General features: G+C 37.7%; 17 protein-coding genes. 9 read left to right on the top strand and 8 right to left on the bottom strand.

All coding sequences use genetic code 11. The annotated features are described in order from the left end of the window. Nucleotides 1–127: 127 nt before the first annotated feature. From ACO052_RS04155 to hemH, 6 genes are all read right to left on the bottom strand, one after another. On the bottom strand, nucleotides 128–910 hold the full coding sequence (locus ACO052_RS04155) for an enoyl-CoA hydratase/isomerase family protein (RefSeq protein ID WP_422106758.1): 783 nt from the start codon (nucleotides 908–910) through the stop codon (nucleotides 128–130). 9 nt (nucleotides 911–919) lie between these two features. Next, nucleotides 920–2,374: an ATP-binding protein gene (locus ACO052_RS04150; protein WP_422106757.1), complete on the bottom strand. Its 1,455-nt coding sequence runs from the start codon at nucleotides 2,372–2,374 to the stop codon at nucleotides 920–922. A gap of 125 nt (nucleotides 2,375–2,499) precedes the next feature. Continuing rightward, the gene (locus ACO052_RS04145) at nucleotides 2,500–3,045 is read right to left on the bottom strand and encodes a CopD family protein (protein WP_422106756.1); all 546 of its coding nucleotides are present in this window, start codon (nucleotides 3,043–3,045) and stop codon (nucleotides 2,500–2,502) included. A 105-nt stretch (nucleotides 3,046–3,150) separates the two neighbouring features. Continuing rightward, complete coding sequence (locus tag ACO052_RS04140) at nucleotides 3,151–6,300, bottom strand: WD40/YVTN/BNR-like repeat-containing protein (protein WP_422106755.1); 3,150 nt, start codon at nucleotides 6,298–6,300, stop codon at nucleotides 3,151–3,153. 47 nt (nucleotides 6,301–6,347) lie between these two features. Next, nucleotides 6,348–7,703 (bottom strand): MATE family efflux transporter, encoded by a 1,356-nt coding sequence (locus tag ACO052_RS04135; protein ID WP_422106754.1) that lies wholly within the window; start codon nucleotides 7,701–7,703, stop codon nucleotides 6,348–6,350. Nucleotides 7,704–7,710: 7 nt separating this feature from the next. After that, nucleotides 7,711–8,781 carry a ferrochelatase gene (gene hemH, locus ACO052_RS04130; RefSeq protein ID WP_422106753.1) on the bottom strand — a complete coding sequence of 357 codons (1,071 nt, stop codon included), beginning with the start codon at nucleotides 8,779–8,781 and terminating at the stop codon, nucleotides 7,711–7,713. A 299-nt stretch (nucleotides 8,782–9,080) separates the two neighbouring features. Between hemH and ACO052_RS04125 the strand changes: the two genes are divergently transcribed. The 3 genes from ACO052_RS04125 to ACO052_RS04115 all read left to right on the top strand — a co-directional run bounded on the left by ACO052_RS04125 (nucleotide 9,081) and on the right by ACO052_RS04115 (nucleotide 13,853). Further along, nucleotides 9,081–10,457: a TraB/GumN family protein gene (locus tag ACO052_RS04125; RefSeq protein WP_422106752.1), complete on the top strand. Its 1,377-nt coding sequence runs from the start codon at nucleotides 9,081–9,083 to the stop codon at nucleotides 10,455–10,457. A gap of 29 nt (nucleotides 10,458–10,486) precedes the next feature. Then, entirely contained in the window at nucleotides 10,487–12,604 is a 2,118-nt protein-coding gene (locus ACO052_RS04120) for a hypothetical protein (RefSeq protein ID WP_422106751.1), read from the top strand. Nucleotides 12,605–12,749: 145 nt separating this feature from the next. Further along, nucleotides 12,750–13,853, top strand: a complete 1,104-nt coding sequence (locus tag ACO052_RS04115; RefSeq protein ID WP_422106750.1) for a hypothetical protein — start codon at nucleotides 12,750–12,752, stop codon at nucleotides 13,851–13,853. A 790-nt stretch (nucleotides 13,854–14,643) separates the two neighbouring features. Here ACO052_RS04115 and ACO052_RS04110 read toward each other — a convergent pair. After that, nucleotides 14,644–15,543: a helix-turn-helix transcriptional regulator gene (locus tag ACO052_RS04110; RefSeq protein WP_422106749.1), complete on the bottom strand. Its 900-nt coding sequence runs from the start codon at nucleotides 15,541–15,543 to the stop codon at nucleotides 14,644–14,646. Nucleotides 15,544–15,759: 216 nt separating this feature from the next. Here ACO052_RS04110 and hemA point away from each other — a divergent pair, with 216 nt between their 5' ends. The 6 genes from hemA (at nucleotide 15,760) to ACO052_RS04080 (ending at nucleotide 21,443) form a co-directional block, all read left to right on the top strand. After that, entirely contained in the window at nucleotides 15,760–17,019 is a 1,260-nt protein-coding gene (gene hemA, locus ACO052_RS04105; protein ID WP_422106748.1) for a glutamyl-tRNA reductase, read from the top strand. Next, nucleotides 17,012–18,592: a hydroxymethylbilane synthase gene (gene hemC, locus ACO052_RS04100; protein WP_422106747.1), complete on the top strand. Its 1,581-nt coding sequence runs from the start codon at nucleotides 17,012–17,014 to the stop codon at nucleotides 18,590–18,592. The genes hemA and hemC overlap by 8 nt, the downstream gene beginning before the upstream one ends. 36 nt (nucleotides 18,593–18,628) lie before the next feature. Continuing rightward, nucleotides 18,629–18,985, top strand: a complete 357-nt coding sequence (locus tag ACO052_RS04095) for a four helix bundle protein (RefSeq protein ID WP_422106746.1) — start codon at nucleotides 18,629–18,631, stop codon at nucleotides 18,983–18,985. A 29-nt stretch (nucleotides 18,986–19,014) separates the two neighbouring features. Next, nucleotides 19,015–20,040: a uroporphyrinogen decarboxylase gene (gene hemE / locus ACO052_RS04090; protein ID WP_422106745.1), complete on the top strand. Its 1,026-nt coding sequence runs from the start codon at nucleotides 19,015–19,017 to the stop codon at nucleotides 20,038–20,040. A gap of 78 nt (nucleotides 20,041–20,118) precedes the next feature. Further along, nucleotides 20,119–20,901: an EI24 domain-containing protein gene (locus tag ACO052_RS04085; RefSeq protein ID WP_422106744.1), complete on the top strand. Its 783-nt coding sequence runs from the start codon at nucleotides 20,119–20,121 to the stop codon at nucleotides 20,899–20,901. Then, nucleotides 20,901–21,443: a GNAT family N-acetyltransferase gene (locus ACO052_RS04080; protein WP_422106743.1), complete on the top strand. Its 543-nt coding sequence runs from the start codon at nucleotides 20,901–20,903 to the stop codon at nucleotides 21,441–21,443. The genes ACO052_RS04085 and ACO052_RS04080 overlap by 1 nt, the downstream gene beginning before the upstream one ends. Before the next feature lie 11 nt (nucleotides 21,444–21,454). On the opposite strand, the gene ACO052_RS04075 is transcribed toward ACO052_RS04080, so the two are convergent. Continuing rightward, the gene (locus ACO052_RS04075) at nucleotides 21,455–23,293 is read right to left on the bottom strand and encodes a hypothetical protein (protein ID WP_422106742.1); all 1,839 of its coding nucleotides are present in this window, start codon (nucleotides 23,291–23,293) and stop codon (nucleotides 21,455–21,457) included. Nucleotides 23,294–23,378: the final 85 nt, after the last annotated feature.

Below are 23,378 nucleotides of genomic sequence, written 5' to 3'. Positions count from 1 at the left end.
TTTAGTATTGGTTTTGAGCCCCATTTTATTGTTAGGTATCATATGCTTTGGTCCTTTTTATCTAATTCATGTTATCGTAGATGGAAGGTACCATAATACAAACGTGGGATAAGGAACTCTCTTAACTTTATTTACCCGGAAAATCGGCCTTGCGTTTTTCTAAAAATGCTGAAGTGCCTTCTGCAAAGTCTTCTGTCCCAAAACAGTTTCCAAAAGATTCTATTTCAATAGCAAACCCATTGATACCATCTTTGTAGCTCGCATTGACAGATCTTATGGCTTCGGCAATGGCGACGGATGAATTACGCATAATTTTGCCTGCAATTTTTTCACATAGAGGTAGTAGTTCGGCCTGTTCTACAACATGATTGACCAAACCATAGCTCAAGGCCTGATTAGCATCAATCATCCCGGCAGTCATTATCATTTCCATGGCTCGGCCTTTTCCGACCAGTTGAGGTAAACGCTGTGTACCCCCATAACCTGGAATGACCCCTAAAGACGTCTCTGGAAGCCCCATTCTGGCGTTGGCACTCGCTATCCTAAAATGGCAAGACATCGCTAACTCTAAACCACCACCAAGAGCAAATCCGTTAACAGCAGCAATAACGGGAGTGTCCAAATTTTCTACGAAGTCAAAGAGCAGCGCTTGACCTTGTACCGCTAGCTGCCCGCCCTCTTCTACACTAAAATCTGCAAATTCGCTAATGTCGGCACCAGCAACAAAGGCTTTTTCACCACTTCCTGTAATTATTATAACCTTAGTGTCGACATCTTTATTGGCCGCATCGAAAGCATCGTGCAATTCTTGAATCGTAGCCTTGTTTAACGCGTTTAACTTTTTGGGCCTATTAATAGTAATGGTCGTTATCCCATTTTGATAGTCCGATAGTATGTTTTCGTAAGCCATATGAATCTTTTATTTCTTTGGAAATGCAACTGTAAACGTTGTTCCCTTGCCTTCTTTTGACGTAAAGGTAATACTTCCATCAAAAGTTTCCACAATATTTTTTACCATGGCCAGACCCAATCCCATTCCGCTGGTCTTTGTGGTAAATTTAGGTTCGAATATTTTGGACTTTGTCTCTTCAGAAATACCAGATCCATTATCCTCAACGGTAATCTTTACCTGAGCCCCTTCTACAAAAACGCGCACATCGATTTTAGGATCTATCTTGTCTTTGGGCATGGCCTGTATACCATTCATCACAAGATTGGTGACTACCCTAATTAATTGGGTACGATCAAATTTAGCAATGACTTCTTTGTCTTCGGCTTCAAACGAAATATAATGCTCGTTAAAAATATCCAAGGCCAATCTTACGATGTAAACCACATCGAGTTCTTCGCTCTGTTGGGCAGGCATCTTGGCAAAATTCGAAAAGGCTGACGCTATGGAACTCATGGTGTCTATCTGCTGAATCAATGTATTGCTATATTCATTAACTTTCTGATGAATGCTTTCATCATTCGGATTAAATTTTCGCTGAAAGCTCTGAACACTCAAACGCATGGGCGTTAAAGGGTTTTTAATCTCATGAGCCACCTGTTTGGCCATTTCTCTCCAGGCCTGTTCACGCTCACTGGTCGCCAATTTTACCGCACTAGCCTCTAATTCATCGATCATACTATTATAGGAGTTGACTAAGGCTTCTATTTCTTCACTGGAGGTTTCTATTTGAATCTTCTTATTGCGCTTTTCCAACCGCGTTTCATTCATCTTATTACTAATCGTTTTTAAGGACTTTGTAATGTATTTAGAGATAAAATAGGCAAAGACAATTGCCGCTAATATCATAGCCACATAGGCATATCCTAAGCGCAACAGAAACTCATTCAACTCTTTGTTTAGAAAATCATCATTCTCTAAATAAGGTAAATTAAGAATCGCCAAGTTCTTAAACTTTTCATCCGTGATGTAAGAATATGACGATTGAAATGTTTGCCCATTTTCTGCTTTTTTAAGGACATAACGATGATCTAATGTATTGGATAACACATTCAAAACTTCAGCATCTAAACATAGTTCCGTGGTATCGCGTTGAATGGTCCGCTTAGAGCTTTTTAAAAGCTGCCCCTCCAGGTCGTACAAATTAATTTGAAGATTGTGTATGGCATCAATATCGAAAATAGCATCCTTAAAAATTAAGGGAATATTCTCAGTGGTGACAGGGTATGTCGTTTCCTGAATGGTAAAATCGATGCTCTTCCGTATCGCTTTTTCCTTTCGCTCTAGACGTTCTTTATGATAATCCCTAGCCTCTTCGTTGTATTGATAAATGGTGACTGCCGCTATTAAAATGGACGCTAATAGCACCAAAAGAATCATGGCGATAAATATTCGGGATCTTAAGGACAATTTTTTAATTCTCATCAGCCTAATAATGCTTTAAATATAGCAATAATCAAACCAAAGACTACTTACAAACTCCAAATCATAAAACACAAATTCCAAAAGGGTTTTATTGTAATTTGGAATTTAGAGATTGGAATTTTCGGCTAGGCTTCGGGGTTTTTAGCACGGATATTTTTATAAAGTCTAAACCCAAGCATCAAAAGAATTCCTAATACAATGATGCCAATCACGCCATAAATCCAATTGATGGCATTTTTTAAAATGGCCAAAAATACCACGGCAAATAGAATAAAGGTGGCGCCTTCATTCCAAATACGCATATAGTTCGACGTCACTTTAACCTTATCATTTTGCAATTGCTTATAATACACATGGGTTTTATAATGATAGATGAATAATAGCAGTACAAATGCAAGTTTGACATGCATCCAACCTTGCTCAAGCCAAACTGGTCTTAAAATGATTAACCAAACTGCAAATACGGTGGCTAATATAGCGGATGGCCAGGTGATGATGTACCATAAGCGCTTGGCCATAAGCTTTAACTGCTTGCCTAAAATTTCCTTTTCCGGAGATGGTTTATGAAAGGCCTCGATTTGATAGACAAATAGCCTTGGAATATAAAATAGCCCGGCAAACCAGGTAATCACAAAAATGAGGTGGAGGGATTTTATATAATTGTATTCCATTGGTTATTTTACGTTGTCACCCTGAACTTGTTTCAGGGTCTATATTCATGTTTATGAGATGCTGAAAAATCCCGATAGCTATCGGGACAGCATGACAAATTAGATTTACTCCTCAACAAACAAATAATTCAACTGTTTTTCATTAAATGCAACATTAAAGGCTCTTACCTCATCATTTAATAGTGTATTAAATGCTTTGAGTTGTTCTTCAATCTTCCCTGTTAACTCATTCTTTACGGCTATATCCTGTTCTGTTGGAGCAAAGTCACCCATGCGGACCAAAGAATTTAAATGACCCAACTTATTAGTCAGCCTAATAGGGAAATTTAATGGGTCCTGACCGCTTCTATTCTTGGTTTGGTACAGCGCTTTTTCAATATCAAACAGTTGTTCTTCTAATGTTTTTGCTTTCTCTACCAAATCTTTCACGCTCTCATCATCTTTATACTGCTTTTGAAAGGCTCCAAGTTGCGCATTTATTTTTCTAATTTTCTTAATGGACTTATGGGCTTCATCCATAGTTTTATTCACATCTTTTATGAACTTAAACTGCTTTTGCATATCAGCCAATGTACTTTCTGCCCTTGGATCTGCTAAAATGGTAAAGGTTTGGGACATCTCGACCGCCTGTCCGCCGTACGAGACTTTGGAAGGCGTGGTACTCGATGTGGTAGAATCGTCTGATTTTGGCTCAACGTTCAAGCTAACTCTATACTGTCCTGGAATCGCTCTTGGGCCATCCAAACTTGCCCACCATAAAATCATACCCTTCAAGCGTTCCGCACCATCATAAGTCATATTCCAAACAAATTGATTAGCGCCTTCTTTAATGGTCAACTTATTCTTTTTATCCTTGGTTGAAAAGGTCTTGATGGTATCCCCCTTGGTATCAAAATAAGTTAAGGACACTTTATCACCTTCCTTATAATCTTTCAAATTAAAATAGGTAATAACCCCATTGGGGTGATTAGTTCCCGTCGTTTTACTTCCTTTTCTGCTGCCACCACGCATTCTGTAGGTGTCCTTAGGTTTGAATAGCACATTTTTGCTGAAATCTGCATCATACAATTGATGTACAACCGTTAAATCATCAATGATCCAAAGGCTTCGTCCTTGTGTCGCAACAATAAGGTTATTATCTTTTATCGTTAAATCTGTAATGGGCACAATGGGTAAGTTGAGTTGAAAAGGCTTCCAATCTTTTCCATCATTAAACGAAATATACATCCCTGTTTCCGTACCGGCATACAATAATCCTTGACGCTTTGGATCCTCCCTTAGCGCCCTTGTAAAATGCTCCTCGTTAATACCACTAGTAATTTTCTTCCAAGTCTTTCCGTAATCTGATGTCTTGTATAGATAAGGCGCAAAGTCCCCTGTTTTATACTTGGTGCCTGCCACATAACAGGTCCCAGCGTCGAAAGCGCTCGGTTCTATACTGTTGATCATCATCCATTCTGGCATCCCCTTGGGAGTCACATTGTCCCAAGTTTTACCTCCATCTTGTGTGACATGAATGAGGCCATCATCACTTCCTACCCAAAGCAAGCCCTCCTTTAATGGGGATTCCTGAGCCGCAAATATGGTACAATAATATTCCACCGAGGTGTTATCCTGTGTAATCGGTCCACCTGAAGATTTTAACTTTTCCGGATCGTTACGCGTCAAATCAGGACTAATAATATCCCACGATTGGCCTTCATTTTCAGTGACATGAACATGCTGCGAGAAGGTGTACAACCGATTAGGATTGTGTTTGGAAAATATAATTGGAAAATTCCATTGAAAACGATACTTCATGCCCTCGGCGCCATGTCCCATAGGATTATCTGGCCACACATTAATCGCCCGAACAGTTCCTGTTTTGTGGTTAACGCGTGTTAAAAACCCATCATAACTTCCACCATATACAATATCATTATCTTCTGGGTCAATCGCAATATGTGCTGATTCACCACCAGCAGTACTTTCCCAATCGTCCTCATCTATAGACCAACCATCTGTACGATGCGGAATTCTTATGGTTGAATTATCCTGTTGCGCCACATAGATGCGGTAGGGAAAGGCATTATCCGTCGTAACGCGATAAAACTGAGATGTAGGTTGGTTGTGATAGGTACTCCAGGTGTCACCACCATCGTAGGTTACTTGCGCACCACCATCGTCACCTATAATCATGCGATGTGGATTTTCTGGAGCAATCCACAAATCGTGATGGTCTCCATGAGGGGCATTGTAGGTACTAAACGTTTTTCCGCCATTGGTACTTTTATGATAACGAACATTTAAAACATAAACGGTATTGATGTCTTCGGTATCTGCATAAACGCGTGTATAGTACCAAGCGCGTTGGCGTAATTTTCGCTCGCTATTGACTTGTGTCCATGTATCGCCACCATCTTCACTTCTGTATAAGCCCCCTTTATCCTTATTTTCCACAATAGCCCAAATACGTTGGTTATTAACTGGAGACACAGTAACTCCTATAATTCCTAAGATACCTTCTGGGAATCCTTTTTTGGTCGAAATCTCTGTCCAGGTTTCGCCACTATCTGTACTTTTCCATAGAGCAGAACCTTCACCGCCCGAGCTTAAGCTATACGGTGTACGCTGTACTCTCCATGTGGAGGCATATAGTATTCTTGGATTGGTTGGGTCCATAATTAAATCCACAACACCTGCATGTTCATTGGAGAAAAGCGTCTTTTTCCAAGTCTTACCTCCATCCATGCTCTTGTAAACACCTCGCTCTTGAGTTGGTTTATAAATATTACCTAAAACACCAGCATAGACAATGTCAGGATTCGTAGGGTGAATCGCAATGCGTGGTATATGTCTTGATTTTGGTAATCCTGAAGCGGCCCATGTTTTACCGGCATCTACACTCTTCCAAATGCCATAACCTGAAGATACATTCCCTCTGACGGTTTTCTCACCTCCACCAACGTAAATAACGTTGGGATCACTCTTAGATACCGCTATGGCACCTATACTTCCTCCAAAGTAGCCATCCGATATATTTTCCCATTGACGTCCGCCATTGGTCGTTTTCCAAATACCACCGCCTGTTGAGCCAAAATAATAGAGGTTCGGTTGATTCGGCACCCCTGTAACTGCTGCACTGCGGCCTCCTCTAAATGGTCCTAGAAGACGATACTCCAATGCCCCATAATCTGATTCTTGAAAATTTTGAGATTCTAAATTTAAACTGAAAAATGAGAGCAGAAGCGCTGCTAGGGTAGAGAAAAACTTCATAATGAATTTAAGGTTAGTTATAGAATTCTAAAATTACGGATTAAAAATCACACTCGTTCTTTTGGCAATAAATTTAACTTTACTTCCCGATGCAAAAAGTAGGTCGTAACGATGGTTGCCAGAATATCTGAAATAGGGAATGCCATCCAAACACCTAATTCTCCATAAAATGAAGGTAAAATAAATATTAATGGTATAAAGAATAAGCCTTGGCGCAATAAGGTTAACAACAAGGCTGGAGTCGCTTTACCTATAGCCTGAAAATACGCAGCACCAATTAACTGTATGCCAATAATTGGCGTGGCTGCGAATACCCAGCGCATGGCCGGTGGTGTTTCTTTTAGTACTTCAACATCTTGTGTAAATAATCCTGTAATGGACTCAGGAAATACCATGAGAAATACAAATATAATAGCCGCTAAGGCCACACCATATTTGATGGCTGTCATGATGGTTTCCCTTACCCGCCTGTATTTTTCGGCACCATAGTTAAACCCAGCAATAGGGAGAAATCCTTGGGTGATGCCATAGACTGGAAATAAAGCAAACATCAGCATCCTCCCAACAATGGCATAAGCGGTGACGGACGTTTCGCCACCCAAATCAAACAAAATATTATTCATTAACAGGTATGTGACACTAACAATAGCTTGTCGTGATAAGGTGACAAAACCCAAACTTCCAATTTCTTTTACAATAGGGAGTTGAAGCCTGTAAAAACATTCCGTAATATGTAATTCTGAGTTTTTAGAAAAGAAAAACCACATAATAAAGGCCAAGCACAATACATAAGAGCCCGTTGTGGCCCAAGCTGCTCCATGCATTCCAAAACCAAAAACCTTAATAAAAATATAATCCAATAACAAATTCCCGACAGAGGGAATCATCATAGCATACATGGCAAACTTCGGTTTTCCTTCGGCCCGAATCACCGTATTTCCCATCATACACAGAGCCAAGAACGGAATACCATAAAGCACAATCACATAATAGATCTTAGCAGGTTCAAAAATGGCTCCCTTACCTCCAAAAGCAGGTATAATGCTATCTACAAAATAAAGGCCTGGAATAACCAAAGAAACGGTTAGCAAAAGGGTTAATGTAATTTGATTACCGAAAGTGGTCAATGCTTTTTTACGATTATCGGCACCCAAGGCTCTAGAAATAATTGAAGAACCACCGATACCTATAGCCATCCCCAGTGCTGCAATGAAAAAAGACACCGGAAGCACGACGTTAATCGCTGCAATTGCCGTAGGGCCAATCCAGTTCCCCACAAAAATCGTATCGACCAGAATGTTTAAGGACATTACCAAAATACCTATTGATGCCGGTACTGCTTGCTTGATAAGCAGTTTTCCAATAGGTTCAGTACCTAAATCTTGTGAGGATACTTTAGCCATTAAACAGCTACAGGTTTTTTTCAGCCGTGGTAGCCAAACTACTTTGACTAGGCTGGCCATTACCCACCCATTCTTCAATCATGTTAGAAAGTACCTGTGCAAAGTCATCGCGGTCATTAAGACAAGGGATTACCGTAAACTGCTCACCACCAACTTCGTGAAAAATTTCTTCTCCTTCCATAGCGATTTCCTCTAGGGTTTCTAAACAATCGCTAACGAAAGCCGGGGTAACAATGGCCATCTTTTTTATGCCTGCCTTACCCATACGTTCAATGGTTCGGTCCGTATAAGGTTTTAACCATGGATCAAAACCAAGCCTTGACTGAAATGTCGTAGAGTAGGTGCCGTTTTTTAAGCCTAGTTTTTTGGCCACATTGATGGTGGTTATCTCACATTGGTGACGGTAACAAAATTCATGCTGGGGACTCCCCTTTTTAAAGCAACATTTACCATTCATCTTACAGTTGCCATTAGAGATGTCGCTTTTACGAATGTGCCTTTCGGGAACCCCATGATAACTGAACAGAATATGCTCATAATCCAGCCCTTCTAATTTTTCAGCGATGCTCTTTGAGAGTACATCGATGTAGTCTTTACGATGGTAAAAAGCAGGTGTTCTGGTGATGTTTACATTTGGAAAATGTGCCGCCACCAATTCATCGACCTTGACATCGATAGTTTCTGTTGTAGCCATCGCAAATTGAGGATAGAGTGGAATGGTCATTATTTCGGTACAGCCTTTATCCACCAATTCCTGAAGCCCTTTTTTTAGGGTCATGCTGCCATAACGCATCGCCAAGGCCACTGGAAAATTGACATTTTGCTGCACTTTTTCTTGGAGGCGTTCTGACAATACAATGAGGGGCGACCCTTCTTCCCACCAAATCTTCTGATAAGCCTTTGCGGAAGCCTTTGGCCGCGTATTTAAAATAATGCCTTTTACTAAAAGATTTCGAGCCCAAAGGGGCACATCAATAACGCGTTCGTCCATTAAAAATTCCCCCAAATACTTTTTAACATCTTTAGGGTTAGGACTATCAGGTGAGCCTAAATTGACTAATAAAATTCCTTTTGACATAGTTTTCTTTTTCAAAAAACAAAAATACGACGCTTTTGCTAATCCCTTGTCATGTTCAGTATTGGTTTTATTTATAATGGCATCCTAAATCATATTTTCAGCTTTTTTGTGTTATTATTTTAACATAGAATATCCATAATATGCGTTTTTCAACGAGTTTTAGGTATAGTCTATGACAATTTCAACGATTTAAATATCTTTACCAGTCCTGATGTTTTATAGAACACAGACTAATTAAAGATTTGACTCTAAAGATTTCCGCTTGCGCGGATGAGATACTGAAACAAGTTCAGCATAAAATGAAAAAAACTCTTAGCATCCTCATATATACAATAGCACTGACTTGCTTTGCCCAACAAAAATATCAGAGCTTACTCTGGGAAATTTCTGGTAACGGCCTACAAGAACCATCCTATCTCTATGGCACCATGCACGTGAGTAAAAAAGTAGCTTTCCGTTTAGATGATGTGTTTTATAAAGCCTTAAACGAAAGCGAATGCATTGCTTTGGAGTCTGACCCTACGACTTGGCCAGGGTTTAATTATGATATGATGCTTAATGAACTGGCATTTTACAACAACTACCGAAGCGGATTTTACACCAATCTTTTTAAGTTGACACATCCCGAGGAGATGGCCATAAGAGCATCGGTACGCATGGACAATGGAGCGGTTAATGCGTATTTGTACAGAAAAAATAATGCTGCCGATAACTTTGAGGAAGAAACCTATCTGGATATGTTTATTTATCAGGCTGGTAAAAAGAACGGCAAACCGATATACGGCTTGGAAGATTTGGCTGAATCGCGCTATTTAACCACTAAAGCAGCCTATAATGCGAACAAAAAGGACTTAGATCCTTGGCTTCAAAAATTGTATGCTAAGGAGAACCCTTATCTGATTCAAGAAAACCTCTATCGCGATAGAAACTTAGATCTTTTAGATTCGATTGGGGCCGGTGTCAATACAGAATTTTATAGAGAGCACATGCTATTTATTCGCAATGAAAATATGGTCAATTCTTTAGTAGACCTCATGCCTAATCGATCTGTATTTGCAGGTGTGGGCGCTGCGCATCTACCCGGCGATAAAGGTATGATTAATATGCTACGCCAACGCGGTTACACAGTTAAAGCCTTGACCTCAGAGCAGACCAACTACAGCAAAAGCGAAAAAACAAAGCTCGATAGTCTTTTTGTAGCACCTGAATTGAAAGTACATAAAACACCGGATGGATTTTTAGGGCTCAATTCTTATGACGAACTGCGCGAATTCTCTTATGCAGGTCAGAAATACTATTTAGATCCTGATATGACCAATGGCGCCTATTTAACAGTGAATAGAATAAGCCGTTTTACATATCTCCCCAACGAAAAAGACAATATGACGCTACAGGATATTGATGACTTGTTGTACGAAGATATTCCTGGCGATATTGTAAAAAAAGAGGCTTTGAACGATCCCTATCCGGGTCTAAGTATTGTCAATAAAACCAAAAAGGGAGAATTTCAAAAGTATCATATATACCAAACGCCGCTTGAGATTATCATCATAAAATATGCTGGCCGCAGTGATTTTGTATTAAAGCACGAAGCTAGACTATTTAATTCCATTACCTTAAAAGCCCATCCAATACGAGCACCACCTTTGTTTCTCCAAACAAAAAGTTTGAAGTGAATTTTCCGAGCTATCACATCACGAGTAATATGCACAATAAAGGAAATAAGTTATTGGAAGGCTATAAAAATGGTGCTTATTATTTTGTTGAAGAAGCGTCTTTACACGATTTGGATTACATAGAAGAAGATAGCTTTGAAGCGAAATATTTTCACCACGCCCTTTATAAAAATTACAAGCTTGAAGAAGCCGAAGGTGGGTTTAAAAAAGGTATTTATAAAACCTACGAGTCGCGTGCCGTGTTAGATTCGGCTTCTGGAAAGAATCTGCATTTAAAAACTATCGTAAAAGATGGAAGCTATTACCTCTTAGGTTATGTCGGCACTATGGACACCGAAAAAACAGACTTTTTCAATTCGTTTAAGTTTCATACAACGGCCTATTCTGACTTTGAAAAAGTTATCGATACCACCTTGCATTTTTCGGTACTTACCAACGCTAAAGCACCAATACCAAATCCTTATGGTTATGGTATGTATGCTAATAATAATGATACTAAGGATTACGAGGAGCAAACAAAATCGACGATTTACGCCACAAAAGCCAATGAACAAATAGAAATTTCGAGAACAAAATTTCACGACCTTCAAATGTATCATAATGTCGATAGTTTATGGCAAGGCCTAGAACAGAAAACACATTATGGCACCTCTTACTATACTCCTGAAAAGAAATTCAACATAGGGAATCGCTCCAAATCAAAAAAAGACGATGTCCATTATTACAGTTTCACCTATACAGATTCTAATAGTGCCAAACAGGTCATGGTAAAAAACATCTTAAAAAAAGGTGTCCTTTTTGAACTTAGAGCCCTGATAGATTCCATAAGTGGACCATCTCAATTTGTTACCGAATTTTATAAGTCCTTTACACCAATAGATACCCTAATGGGTAAGGACGTTCTTAAGGATAAGACCCGACAGTTCTTTAAAGCACTTAGGGACAACGACAGTCTTATCTTAGAATCTTATAGTCTTATTAAATTCAAGACCTATCATAGTCGGGATATTGTTTCTGTACTAAAGGATTTCGAATTTGATAAGGAACGCTTGCATATAAAATCCTATTTGGTAGGTCAGCTTATAGATATTGACCTAAAGAATCATCTCGATTTTATTAAGCAGCTGTACTACGATAGCTATTCTGACCCTCAAAGCCAATCCGCTATCCTGAATGCTTTGTTCCGCTCTAACAAAAAGGAGAATTTCGATTTGGCTATGGATCTGATGGAGCGCGATTTACCTTTAGGGGGTATCGGTGGCATTTTTTATAACTATTACCGTAAAGATTCTTTAGAACTGAAGGCCACATTGTATCCCAAAATTCTTCAGTACAGCACCATTAACGAATACAAACAACCGCTGTACAGTTTATTGGCACGTCTACGGGATAGTAGTCTTATAAAGACCAAGACCTATAGTAAATACAAGAATCAAATCATCAATGACGGTAAGATTGAAGTCAAACGAAGCCTCAGTAATACAGGCTATAACTACAATTCGTATTCCAGTGATTTATCCACCTATGTCGACTTGATATTTCCGTATCGGAAAGAACGCTCGGCACAAGATTTCTTTGAAAAAATGCTGAATGTCGACGAAACGTCCGCATTGGTAAGGTACTATATGTTGTTGGCTAAAAATAAGGAAACTATTCCTCAGCAACTCATAGAAAAATTAGTTAACGACGAAGAGAATCAGTATAAGCTTATAGAGGAACTCGATAAGGCAAAGCTGACCAACAAGATCAAAGCGCTCAATATTAGTCAACAGCAATTTGCCAAATCGAAATTATTGGCCTATGCCGATTATGAGAAAGAAAAAGACTCGATAACTTATCTTATGACCCGTGACTTTAAAACCGAAAAAGGCAAGGATGCTGTGATGTATTTCTTTAAGATCGATAAGGATGATGAGTATTCTGGCAAGTCCGAAGTGCTGCATTATATCTCGTTTATTAAGTCTAAAGACCCTAAGCAATTAGTAGTGGATTATTACAACAAGTCCGATAATTATGGGACCACTGTAGACGAGACCATAGAATTAGAAGACCAATACCAAGAGATTATAAATCTAGCCATCTATAAGGACCGAAAACGTGTTACACCGAGTGCTCGTGGCGGTTATGATGGGTATTATGATTATTGATTTTTTGATTACCGTCATATCTTTCTTTATACCATTGAAAAATATTTTCCGGAAGATTGCGTTAATTTTTTAAACCAATCACTTGAAACCAATACTTCTAGTTAGTTTTCTATCATTTCTTTTTCTTGGATGTAAAAGAAATAATGTGAACAATTATTCTTATACCACCGACCAGGATACACTACTAATTAGGACTAAGAAGCATAAAGGCTCTGGTTTATTTTACTTTGCCTCATCCGACCTTTATTTTGAAAAAGACAATGATTCATTTCCCTATAAAATCGAATACCCCGATCATCTTTCAAAAATCAAAAGGGCACAAATCATAACAGATTTAAAGGCCGAAAAAAGAAACTACATAGACATCATAACAGGAAAGCTGGAAGACAAAGACGTTTTTATCATCGATGAAAATAACAACAAAAGTTTCCTTGATGATTCCATACGTTTTATCAAGCCTATAAATTGGACCCCAAATGAGGAATTGATAAAAGTGCATTATAACATTTCAAATGGTATTTCAATTGTAACTGACTCTTCTTGGGTTCAAATCGGATTAGTAAATGATTATATTCAATATGGTAAGAGTGAGTATTTAACAGCCAAATTTCAACTTGGGGAAAATGATTTCAAAATTGGTTTAATTGATTACGTTAGCTCCTCAAATTTTACCTATAATGCTAGACCGCAAATTGTTTTGTTAGAAACCAACGGAAATGAAAAAGCCACATTAGACCCAAAGGATTTTTACAATAAAAAGGAATACCTAAAATTAGGCAATCATTATTATAAATTTAAAGACATCAGTAATAATGGAGAATTAATAACGCTTATAAAAGAGAAAAACTTTAAGGATAAAATTGGCATACAAATAGGGGTGATCGCACCAAGTTTTGAAGCGGTTTCTATAGAAGGTAATTTAATTTCGTCCCATAAGTTATACGACAAAGCCACAATAATTGCTAATTCTTGTGGTTGCGGCGGAGATAAAGCGTCAACTAAAGCTTATTATGATATTAGGAGCAAATTCGGCGATACCATAAATATTATAAGACTAGATTATAATATAAGGGATAGTACTAATGGTATTCAATTAGATATGAATAACAAACTCAACAAAGATATATACAATAAATTTAGGGGCAAGTACTGTTCAAGGATGGCTTATGTTGTAGGGAAAAACAATAGAATAGTCGACAAATTTGATATTACTAATTGGCAAAAAAACTTACTTAATCCATTATATTAGTAAAAAACTAAATAAGTGAAACTGAAGACTTATCCTTTTTGAAGCCTTCAATTTGTATATATCAAAGAACAAGAACGAGCTTGTGGGCACAAACCTGTTCTATTTATAAAATTTTGATATGAATCATGTCGTTAATGATCCTAGATTAATAAATCTACCTAAACTTTTCCAATCCGATAACGAAAAAGGATTAAAACCCTCAACTTTATATCTTGACGTTTCGAGAGCTGCTTTTTTCTGTTTGGCAGACGCTTCTGCTGCTGTAAAGAACATTTCACCCATATAAAATGTAACGTCTACTGCTACGGCAGCTGGGGTATAAATTTCAAAGAACAAGAATAGGCTTCTAAAACAAAACCTATTCTTATATTAATGTATTGATTTTCAATAATTAAAAACTATCAATCCACAAAAGCTCCATTCTGGAACATTACCCTACCTATCTACTCATTTATCTTAAAATTACTGTGTAAATAATAATCTCTGCTAACTTCCATTATTAATTCGTAATTGCCATAAAAAATTATATGACAGCTTCTGTTTTGGATAACCCTATTTAATATAGACCAAAGGACTAACTTGTAAGTGTTAACATTTTTTGCAAACTAGCAGATATGAAAAAACGGGAAATTCTATAATCTTCTGGAAACGCTAATTTTTGCGCTTCAACTAAACTGCTTTTTTAAGGTTAGGTCAGCCACCAATGCTACAAGAAACCAATAGTTTTTAGAAAGGTTAAGCATCATAAACAAAGTACTCTTAATTGAAGGTTATAAAACCCAAAGGCTTTTTAGTTATCACTTAACATATACTTCTTCGGCGTCGTCCCGAATTTCTTTTTAAAAGCGGCGATAAAATGGCTAGCTGTACTATAACCAACTCTGAGGCCTACCTCATTGACATTATAATCTCCAGATTCCAGCAGTTTGCGCGCCACTTCCATTTTGTAGTCAAACAAAAAACCATACACGGTGTCCCCATAGATTTGCTTAAAGCCTTCTTTCAGTTTTTTAAGGCTTAAGTCGACCTGTTGTGCCAGATCTTTAAGGCTAGGAGGTTCAGCCATTTGTGCAATGACAATATCTTTGGCTTTTTTAAGCTTAGCCACATTAACCTCATCGACCAAAAACGGACATTGTTCTATATCCGCATCTTCATTTCTGTTAAAATAAAGACTTAGTAGTTCATATACTTTTCCTTTAAAATAAAGAGGTTTAATAGAATTATTAAGACTAAAACTAATAAGCTGGTTTAAAACCACAGCCATCGATGGATTAATTTTTCCATCGGTATAATATTTTTTGTTTTTGTTCTCCTCAGAAAGAAAGGTCACATAATTGGCATCTTGGGAAAACAAGCTATGGAACTTCTTAATCGACATTACAAAAGATACCAACCAGGAGTGAGGTTGTAATTCTAAATGAATAGGTAAATCGCGTTGTGGGTTGTATAAGAGTAAAGAGGTTTCCTCTTTGATATTAAGTGTATAATGGCCTTGATTGAACACAAAGTCTGCCGAACCTTTAGTACAAAAATGAAATTGGATATAGGTGCTATCAATCTCGCGCTCAAGAATTTCTACAACATCGGTATCGTTCTTAGTGGTTAATACAAAAAAGCTGTCTTCAATAAAGGTTTCGTCAAAAGTACCTCTAGCGACACTTTTTGAAGTTATTTTTTCCAAATTCATTTCTTTCTTATTTAGATTCATTCTAAACAAATAGTATAAGAACCCTTGATTTTACTACAAAAATATGACATAAATCATATTTTGTTCTAAAATTTACCTAAAAAACCAGAAACGACACTTTAAGTTCTTCCAGCGTTATTTTTTTTTAAACAACAAAATTATTTTTGCTCCGTAATTAGATAATCTTTTCAGGATAAAGCAACATTCAGTTGTTTTATGGATAAAGAAATGCAGGATAAAAGAATAACATACTTCTATGCTATTGGTCTCAGCTATGAAAAAGCTGATGCCGAGGTGCGTGGCCATTTTAGTTTGGGAGATGTAGAAAAACAAAATTTACTGCTTCAGGCTAAAGCCAATGCTATCGATAGTCTGGTAGTGATTTCTACCTGTAATCGTACAGAACTTTACGGCTTTGCCGAACACCCCTACCAACTCATTCATTTGCTCTGCGAAAACACCATGGGTACTGTGGAAGAATTTCAGGAGGTAGCTTACATTCACAAGGGTAAAGAAGCCATTCATCATATGTTTCGTGTAGGTTCTGGTTTAGACAGTCAGATCCTTGGTGACTTCGAAATCATTAGTCAACTGAAATTTGCGGCTCGTAAGTCTAAAAAAGTAGGCTTACTCAATTCTTTTACAGAGCGTTTGGTCAATTCTGTGATTCAGGCCAGTAAGCGCATAAAAAATGAAACAGAGTTATCTTCAGGTGCGACTTCGGTATCTTTTGCTTCAGTACAGTACATTATGAATAACGTTGAAGCTATTTCAGAAAAAAATATTCTGCTCTTTGGTACGGGTAAAATAGGACGAAATACCTGCGAAAATCTAGTAAAACATACGCAGAACTCTCATATCACACTGATCAATAGAACTAAAACCAAAGCTGAAGAAGTTGCTGGAAAATTTAATCTCTTAGTAAAAGACTATCATCTACTCGAAGACGAAATCAATAATTCTGATATTCTTATTGTCGCTACGGGCGCTTTAAACCCAACAGTTTTTAAATCGCTTATCACAACCAAAAAGCCACTATTGGTTTTAGACCTTTCCATTCCAAAGAATGTCAATGAAGATATTACCGAGCTTTCAAACGTTACTTTGGTGCACCTAGATGATTTAGCCAAAATCACCGATGATACTTTAGAAAAACGCAAATCCTTTATACCAGCTGCCGAGGCCATTATTGATGAAATTATGTCTGAGTTTAATGCTTGGTTAGATACGCTTAAATTCGTCCCGACCATTCAGGCCATAAAGCATAAATTGAATGGTTTCAAAACTTCTGAATTAAATACACAGCGTAAAAAGATAGCAGATTTTAACGAGGATCAAGCCGAATTGATTACCAATAATATTATTCAGAAAATCACCAACCAATTTGCTCACCATCTCAGGGCAGATGGTTCTTCGGACGAAAGCATAGAACTTATCAAAAAAATCTTCCAGTTAGAAACTATAGACAATGCCTAAAATCATTCGCATTGGCACACGCGATAGCCAATTGGCTATGTGGCAAGCAAAAACGGTGCAATCGCAACTTGAACGTTTAGGTCATCAAACGGTTTTAGTCCCGGTAAAATCTACGGGAGACTTAGTGCTCGATAAACCACTATATGAACTTGGCATTACAGGGATTTTTACGAAAACCTTAGACATCGCTATGCTCAATGAAGACATTGACATTGCTGTGCATTCGCTTAAAGATGTCCCTACTATATTGCCAAAAGGTATTGTACAAGCTGCTGTCTTAAAACGCGGTAACGTTAATGATATACTGGTTTTTAAAAAAAATGAAGAATTTCTCTCAGCTAGAGATGCCGTTATTGCTACGGGTAGTTTAAGACGTCGTGCACAATGGCTTAATCGTTATCCCACACATACGGTTGTTGGTTTGCGTGGCAATGTTAACTCCAGGCTTCAAAAACTAGAAGATCATACCGACTGGAATGGAGCTATTTTTGCCGCTGCTGGTATTGGACGACTCAACATAAGACCAGAAAATGCTATCAACCTGCATTGGATGATTCCGGCACCAGCGCAAGGTGCTATAATGATTACTGCTTTAGAAAACGACGAAGCGACCAGAGCCATTTGTGCGGAGATCAATCATGAAGAAACCGAGATTTGCACGTCTATTGAGCGCAAATTCCTAAATCTTCTTGAAGGTGGTTGTACGGCACCGATAGGAGCTCTGGCATTCATTAAAAATGAAGAGATTAATTTTAAAGGGATTCTTCTGAGCAAGGATGGCACCAAAAAAGTTGAAGTATCCAAGGTGGTCCCTTTAGGCAAGCACCATGATTTAGCAGAATTCTGTGCGAACTATGTCATCAGTAAAGGCGGAAAAACCCTCATTGACCAATTGCAACGTAGCGATAAGGCCACTAACATCTATTCGACCAAAAAGTTGACGGATGATCAGTTATTATTGTTTCATAATGATGTCGTCGCAGAAAGCAATGATGCGATTAAAATTAGCCTGAACAGGCTTTCCAAAAGTATCGTTAGAAATGAGATTGAGCATGTCATTATTACCAGTAAAAATGCCGTTGAAGCCTTATTGACTAACTTTTCAGCTCCTGAATTACAATTCAAAAATATTTACTGTGTAGGACGTCGCACCAAACGCATGATAGAAAAACGCATTGGAAAAGTAACACATACTGAGGCTAACGCTAAAAAACTAGCCCACTACTTGGCTGAAAACCTTGAAGGAAAGCAAGTGACATATTTTTGTAGTGACTTACGACTAGACGATTTACCAAATATCCTAAGCGAAAATAATCTCGTGGTTAACGAAATTGAAGCCTATCAAACCAAGTTTGATGCGGATAAGGTGGAAGGCCATTTAGATGGAGTTATGTTTTACAGTCCATCTACAGTAGAGAGCTTTTTAAAGCAAAACAAGGCTACAGGCATTGCCTTTTGTATTGGTGAAACCACAGCTAAAGCTGCTAAGTCGTATTTTGAAGATGTGAGGGTTGCTAAAGTACCCACTGTTGAAAGTGTGATTGAGTTGGTGAATGAGCATTATGTGCATTAGCTTTTAGCCTTTGGCTATTCGCAAAACCCAAAAAGAATGAGAAATTTTAAGCAACTTGAAATTTGGAAAAATGGGATTGAAATTGTTAAGCAAGTATATTTATTATCTCAACAACTCCCTTCTGAAGAAAAATTTGGCTTAAAAAGCCAATTAACCAGAGCCTCTATTTCCATACCTTCAAATATTGCTGAGGGCTGTAGTAGACATAGTGAAATTGAATTTAAGAGATTTCTCGAAATAGCCATGGGATCACTTTTCGAAGTTGAAACACAACTGATTATTTCTGAAGAACTAGGATTTATTAAACAAGAAGATTTAGAAACCATTTTCTCACTTTTAGATAAAGAAGCGAAAATGATTAACAGTTTAATTAATAGAATAAAACATAGATAAAGGCAAACGGCCAATAGCTAATGACTAAGATGATAAAAAACGACTTATACTTAAGAGCACTAAAAGGAGAAACGGTAGAGCGTCCACCAGTATGGATGATGCGCCAAGCAGGTCGCTATTTGCCAGAATTTATGGAAATAAAGGCCAAATATGATTTCTTTACACGTTGTCGCACCCCAGAATTAGCCAGTGAAATTACGGTACAGCCTATCCGTCGATACGGTATGGATGCAGCCATTCTATTCTCTGATATCTTGGTGATTCCGCAAGCCATGAATATTGAGGTTGAGATGAAACCAAATTTTGGGCCTTACCTACCTAATCCTGTACGCTCCCAAAAGGATGTGAATAATGTTATCATCCCCGACGTACATGTAGAACTAGACTATGTCATGCAAGCTATAAAGGCCACCAAAGAGCTGCTCAACAATGAGATTCCTTTAATTGGCTTTGCAGGTTCACCTTGGACTATTTTATGTTATTGTGTTCAAGGACAAGGCAGTAAAAACTTTGATAAGGCCAAGGAGTTTTGTTTTACGCAGCCTGTAGCCGCACATCAACTCTTGCAAAAAATTACAGATACGACCATAGCTTATCTTAAGGCAAAAGTGAAGGCAGGTTGTAATGCTGTACAGATTTTTGATTCTTGGGGAGGTATGCTATCACCTGTGGATTACCAAGAGTTTTCATGGCAATACATTAATCAAATTATTGAAGCTTTAAAGGATCACGCACCAGTCATTGCGTTTGGAAAAGGCTGCTGGTTCGCCCTTGGTGAGATGGCAAAATCCAATGCTTCAGCCTTAGGCATCGATTGGACATGCTCGCCACGTAATGCACGCTATTTAACAGGAGGACACATCACACTTCAGGGTAATTTTGATCCTTCACGACTGTTCTCTCCTCCTTCTGAAATTAAAAAGATGGTGCATGAGATGATTAACGCTTTCGGAAAAGATAAATACATCGTAAATTTAGGTCATGGTATTTTACCCAATATTCCATTGGATAATGCCAAAGCCTTTATAGACGCCGTAAAAGAATATCAGTCGTAAAGGTTTAATGTTTTTGGCGTAACAGATATGCTGTTAAGGCGTCTTGTTTGTAGATTATTATTAATCAAAGAATAAAAAATGATAAGGGACATATTTAGAGGGCTTCAGGTGTATTCAGGTGCTTATGCCCTAATTTCAAAACTGAAATTATGGAAGTACTTTGTCATTCCCATTATTATAAGCCTTGTTGTTTTTCTACTAATTTTTGTTTCAGCTTATGGTTTGTCTGACAACCTAGGCGAATGGATCGCCCAAATATGGATATGGGAATTTGGCAAAGCCACTTTTACAGCCATTTCTACATTTATTAGCGGTATTATTATTTTCGCTATAGGGCTAATTATGTACAAACACATCATAATGGCGCTCTCTTCACCTTTTATGAGCCCAGTTTCCGAAAAAATTGAAGCTTATTTTACCGGAAAACCTGCTCAGAATTATGTGAATACTAATTTTTCTAAACAGCTTGTCCGAGGTATTAGAATCGGGCTTAGAAACCTAGTTAAAGAACTGCTATATACCTTACCTATTTTATTGCTAAAGTTTATCCCTGTTGTGAATATTTTTTCAACGGCATTACTGTTTTTAGTACAAGCGTATTATGCAGGATTTGCGAATATGGACTATACATTAGAACGTCATTTTAAGTATAAAGAAAGTGTGGCTTTTATCAGGCAACATCGCGGTTTGGCCATAGGCAATGGTATTGGATTTTTACTAATGCTATTAATTCCAGTGGTTGGTGTTATTCTCGTACTGCCTCTAAGTGTTACTTCTGCATCTGTCATCGCTGTTGATCTCTTATTTGATGACGATGAGGAGATTGGTTTTGAACCTTTTGACAAAATAGAATTGAGCTAATGATAGCAACATTTAAAGATTTTGAAATTAATCCTGTTCATGGTGGTGATGCTTGGAAGATCTGTAACCTTATGGTATCGAACGAAGACCGATTTAAGCGTTATTTCCCAAAAACTTTGGAGCAAAATTTAACGCCCACGTTGTCTCAATTGTTTGTGGAGAAGAAAGTGAAGCAATTTGAACTGAAAGAAGAGTTCCTTTATACGCTTAAACATTCTGAAAGCAGATCGCTAGCAGGGCTCATTTATATCAAGGAATTGGACTGGGATAAAAAACAAGGCGAATTTGCCTATTGTATCGGCCATACCTTTGAAGGGAAGGGGCTTATCTCTAGTGCCATTAAGGCCTTATCCGCCTATGCTTTTAGTGATTTGGGACTCGAAACCCTTCAAATTATTGTCAATAAAGACAATATAGCAAGTATGAAAGTGGCTACAAAAAATGGTTTTGTCTGGCAAAAAACATTAAACAAAGCCTTTACTCCTCCAGGCGAAGTTCCTTTAGATATGGAACTATACGAATTGTATAAGCTCAAATCCTAAGACAGAAAGCGTTAAAAACTCATGATGTGCTTTTCTAAATCATCCTTAGAAGAAAGCTCTAGTTTTTTCCGAAGTCTATATCTCGCCTTTTTAACGCCTTCGGTCGATATATTTAACAATGACGCAATTGAATTAGAATCATACTTCATCTTTAATAAGGCAATTAACCGAATATCGTTTTTTGTTAAATTACTGTAGAGCTTTGTGATATTTTTAAAAAAATCAGGATTCATCTCCATAAACTGTGTTGTAAACTGCTCCCAGTTATCGTCAATTTGTTTGTCAATGTGCAGTTTATTTATAAGATGATTCACGTTACTGCTATTATTGTCTTTTCTAAGGTTGCTCAAGTCCTTTTTGAGCTCATTTAGCATCTCGTTTTTCTGGGCTATATGCAAGGCTTTAGAGGTCAATTCACGCTTTTGGTATTCAATTTTTTGACTGAGGTTATCGTTCTCCAGTTCCTTTACCTTGGTAATGGCTTTTTGTTTGGTGGCTCGCAACCTAAACTTATTAATTAAGGCATAGGCCAATGCTCCTAGCAGTAATAGAGAAACAAGTAAAGCAATATTTCGGTTATTTGCGGCTCTGTTCTTGGTAGACAGTAAATCGTTCTCTTGTTGCTGAATTTTAATTTGGTTTTCACGCTTTTCGGCCTCATAAAATTTTTCTAAGGCCGCAACTTCCTTAAGTTTTTCTTCACCTAAAACACTATCCTTCAATTCAATATATTCTAAGAACGCATTGTAACTTTGTTTGTTTTCATTAACGTTATAACTGGCTTTAGCCAAGGTCAACAAACTATTCAGCTTTTCGTAACTTCCACCGATAATGTCTGATGCAGAATCTGATTTTAGCGCATATACAAAGGCCAAATCCTTATCATTCTTACCGTTATAGGCGCCAACCAAGAAATTGTATAGATTGGCATTTAAACCGCTATCATCAATATTTTTATTGACCTCTAATCCTTTTTTTAAATCTGCTATGGCCTTATCGAACTTACCCAATTGAATATTTAAATTACCATAATGTTGATACACATAAGCATTGGCAAGCTGATGTCTATTTTCAACTATTTTATGCGCAATCGGTAAGTATTTCATAACACTATCCGTCTCCTTAATATCTAAATACGAAGAACACATATCTATAAGTGCTACCGCATAGTTGATATCCCTATTGGCATTTTTGTAAATAAAGGCCGCTTTTTTTGTGGCTTCAATAGACCTCATCCCTTCTTGCAAATTAGAATAAACAATGGCCAGATCTAGATTAACCATGGCGATGCCCAAGGAATCATCAATTGAGCTGTAGTTTTTTTCAGATTCTAAAAGATTGACTAGCGCATTTTTATAATCTGCGGAATTTATATAAGCAGCTCCGACAAAAGACTGTGCATGGGCAATTTGTTTTAAGTCGCCACATTGTTCGGCTATGTCTAAACCATGATTCGCTAACTCAAGTAAGTTTGAACTGTCTCGGAACAAGGCAAATCGCGTTAGATTAAACTGGCTTACCGCTAGTTTGCAAAAATCCCCCGAGGCTTCGATCCTATCGTAACCTTTTTGATGTATGCCCCGAGAAATACTATCCCAATGGCCCATATCGAGCCTTAAGTTGGCAAACTTATGATAAAGGTCACCGGCAATAGTGTCATTTTCAATTTTAGATATGGAAGCTATAGCACCATCAATCTTATTTAAGATGGAATCACTACGATTTAGATTTGCCCTAAGATCTTCATAAAGCCGATCTAGTTCTGCCTTTTTATAAATTTTGTCCTGCGACCAACACGTCAGCAATGAAAAACAGAATATGACACAATACGAAATCTTAAGAACAGACATAGATACACCTTCTCGATTAACAGCTTTAATAAAAATACGGTTTTTTGAATAAATGAAAATACCGGCACAAGGCAACTTACTGTGA

This window comes from Winogradskyella sp. (assembly GCF_965228925.1).
Lineage (GTDB): Bacteria > Bacteroidota > Bacteroidia > Flavobacteriales > Flavobacteriaceae > Winogradskyella.
The sequence above is the reverse complement of the archived record's forward strand: the minus strand, read 5'-3'. Positions and strand labels throughout refer to the sequence as shown.

Coding starts and splice junctions, on each gene's coding strand:
- ACO052_RS04085 (WP_422106744.1), top strand. CDS start 20,119: ATGATAAGGGACATATTTAGAGGGCTTCAGGTGTATTCAGGTGCTTAT.
- ACO052_RS04145 (WP_422106756.1), bottom strand. CDS start 3,045: ATGGAATACAATTATATAAAATCCCTCCACCTCATTTTTGTGATTACC.
- hemH (WP_422106753.1), bottom strand. CDS start 8,781: ATGTCAAAAGGAATTTTATTAGTCAATTTAGGCTCACCTGATAGTCCT.
- ACO052_RS04075 (WP_422106742.1), bottom strand. CDS start 23,293: ATGTCTGTTCTTAAGATTTCGTATTGTGTCATATTCTGTTTTTCATTG.
- ACO052_RS04120 (WP_422106751.1), top strand. CDS start 10,487: ATGCACAATAAAGGAAATAAGTTATTGGAAGGCTATAAAAATGGTGCT.
- hemE (WP_422106745.1), top strand. CDS start 19,015: ATGATAAAAAACGACTTATACTTAAGAGCACTAAAAGGAGAAACGGTA.
- ACO052_RS04125 (WP_422106752.1), top strand. CDS start 9,081: ATGAAAAAAACTCTTAGCATCCTCATATATACAATAGCACTGACTTGC.
- ACO052_RS04110 (WP_422106749.1), bottom strand. CDS start 15,543: ATGAATTTGGAAAAAATAACTTCAAAAAGTGTCGCTAGAGGTACTTTT.
- ACO052_RS04150 (WP_422106757.1), bottom strand. CDS start 2,374: ATGAGAATTAAAAAATTGTCCTTAAGATCCCGAATATTTATCGCCATG.
- ACO052_RS04135 (WP_422106754.1), bottom strand. CDS start 7,703: ATGGCTAAAGTATCCTCACAAGATTTAGGTACTGAACCTATTGGAAAA.
- ACO052_RS04095 (WP_422106746.1), top strand. CDS start 18,629: ATGAGAAATTTTAAGCAACTTGAAATTTGGAAAAATGGGATTGAAATT.
- ACO052_RS04155 (WP_422106758.1), bottom strand. CDS start 910: ATGGCTTACGAAAACATACTATCGGACTATCAAAATGGGATAACGACC.
- hemC (WP_422106747.1), top strand. CDS start 17,012: ATGCCTAAAATCATTCGCATTGGCACACGCGATAGCCAATTGGCTATG.
- ACO052_RS04140 (WP_422106755.1), bottom strand. CDS start 6,300: ATGAAGTTTTTCTCTACCCTAGCAGCGCTTCTGCTCTCATTTTTCAGT.
- ACO052_RS04080 (WP_422106743.1), top strand. CDS start 20,901: ATGATAGCAACATTTAAAGATTTTGAAATTAATCCTGTTCATGGTGGT.
- hemA (WP_422106748.1), top strand. CDS start 15,760: ATGGATAAAGAAATGCAGGATAAAAGAATAACATACTTCTATGCTATT.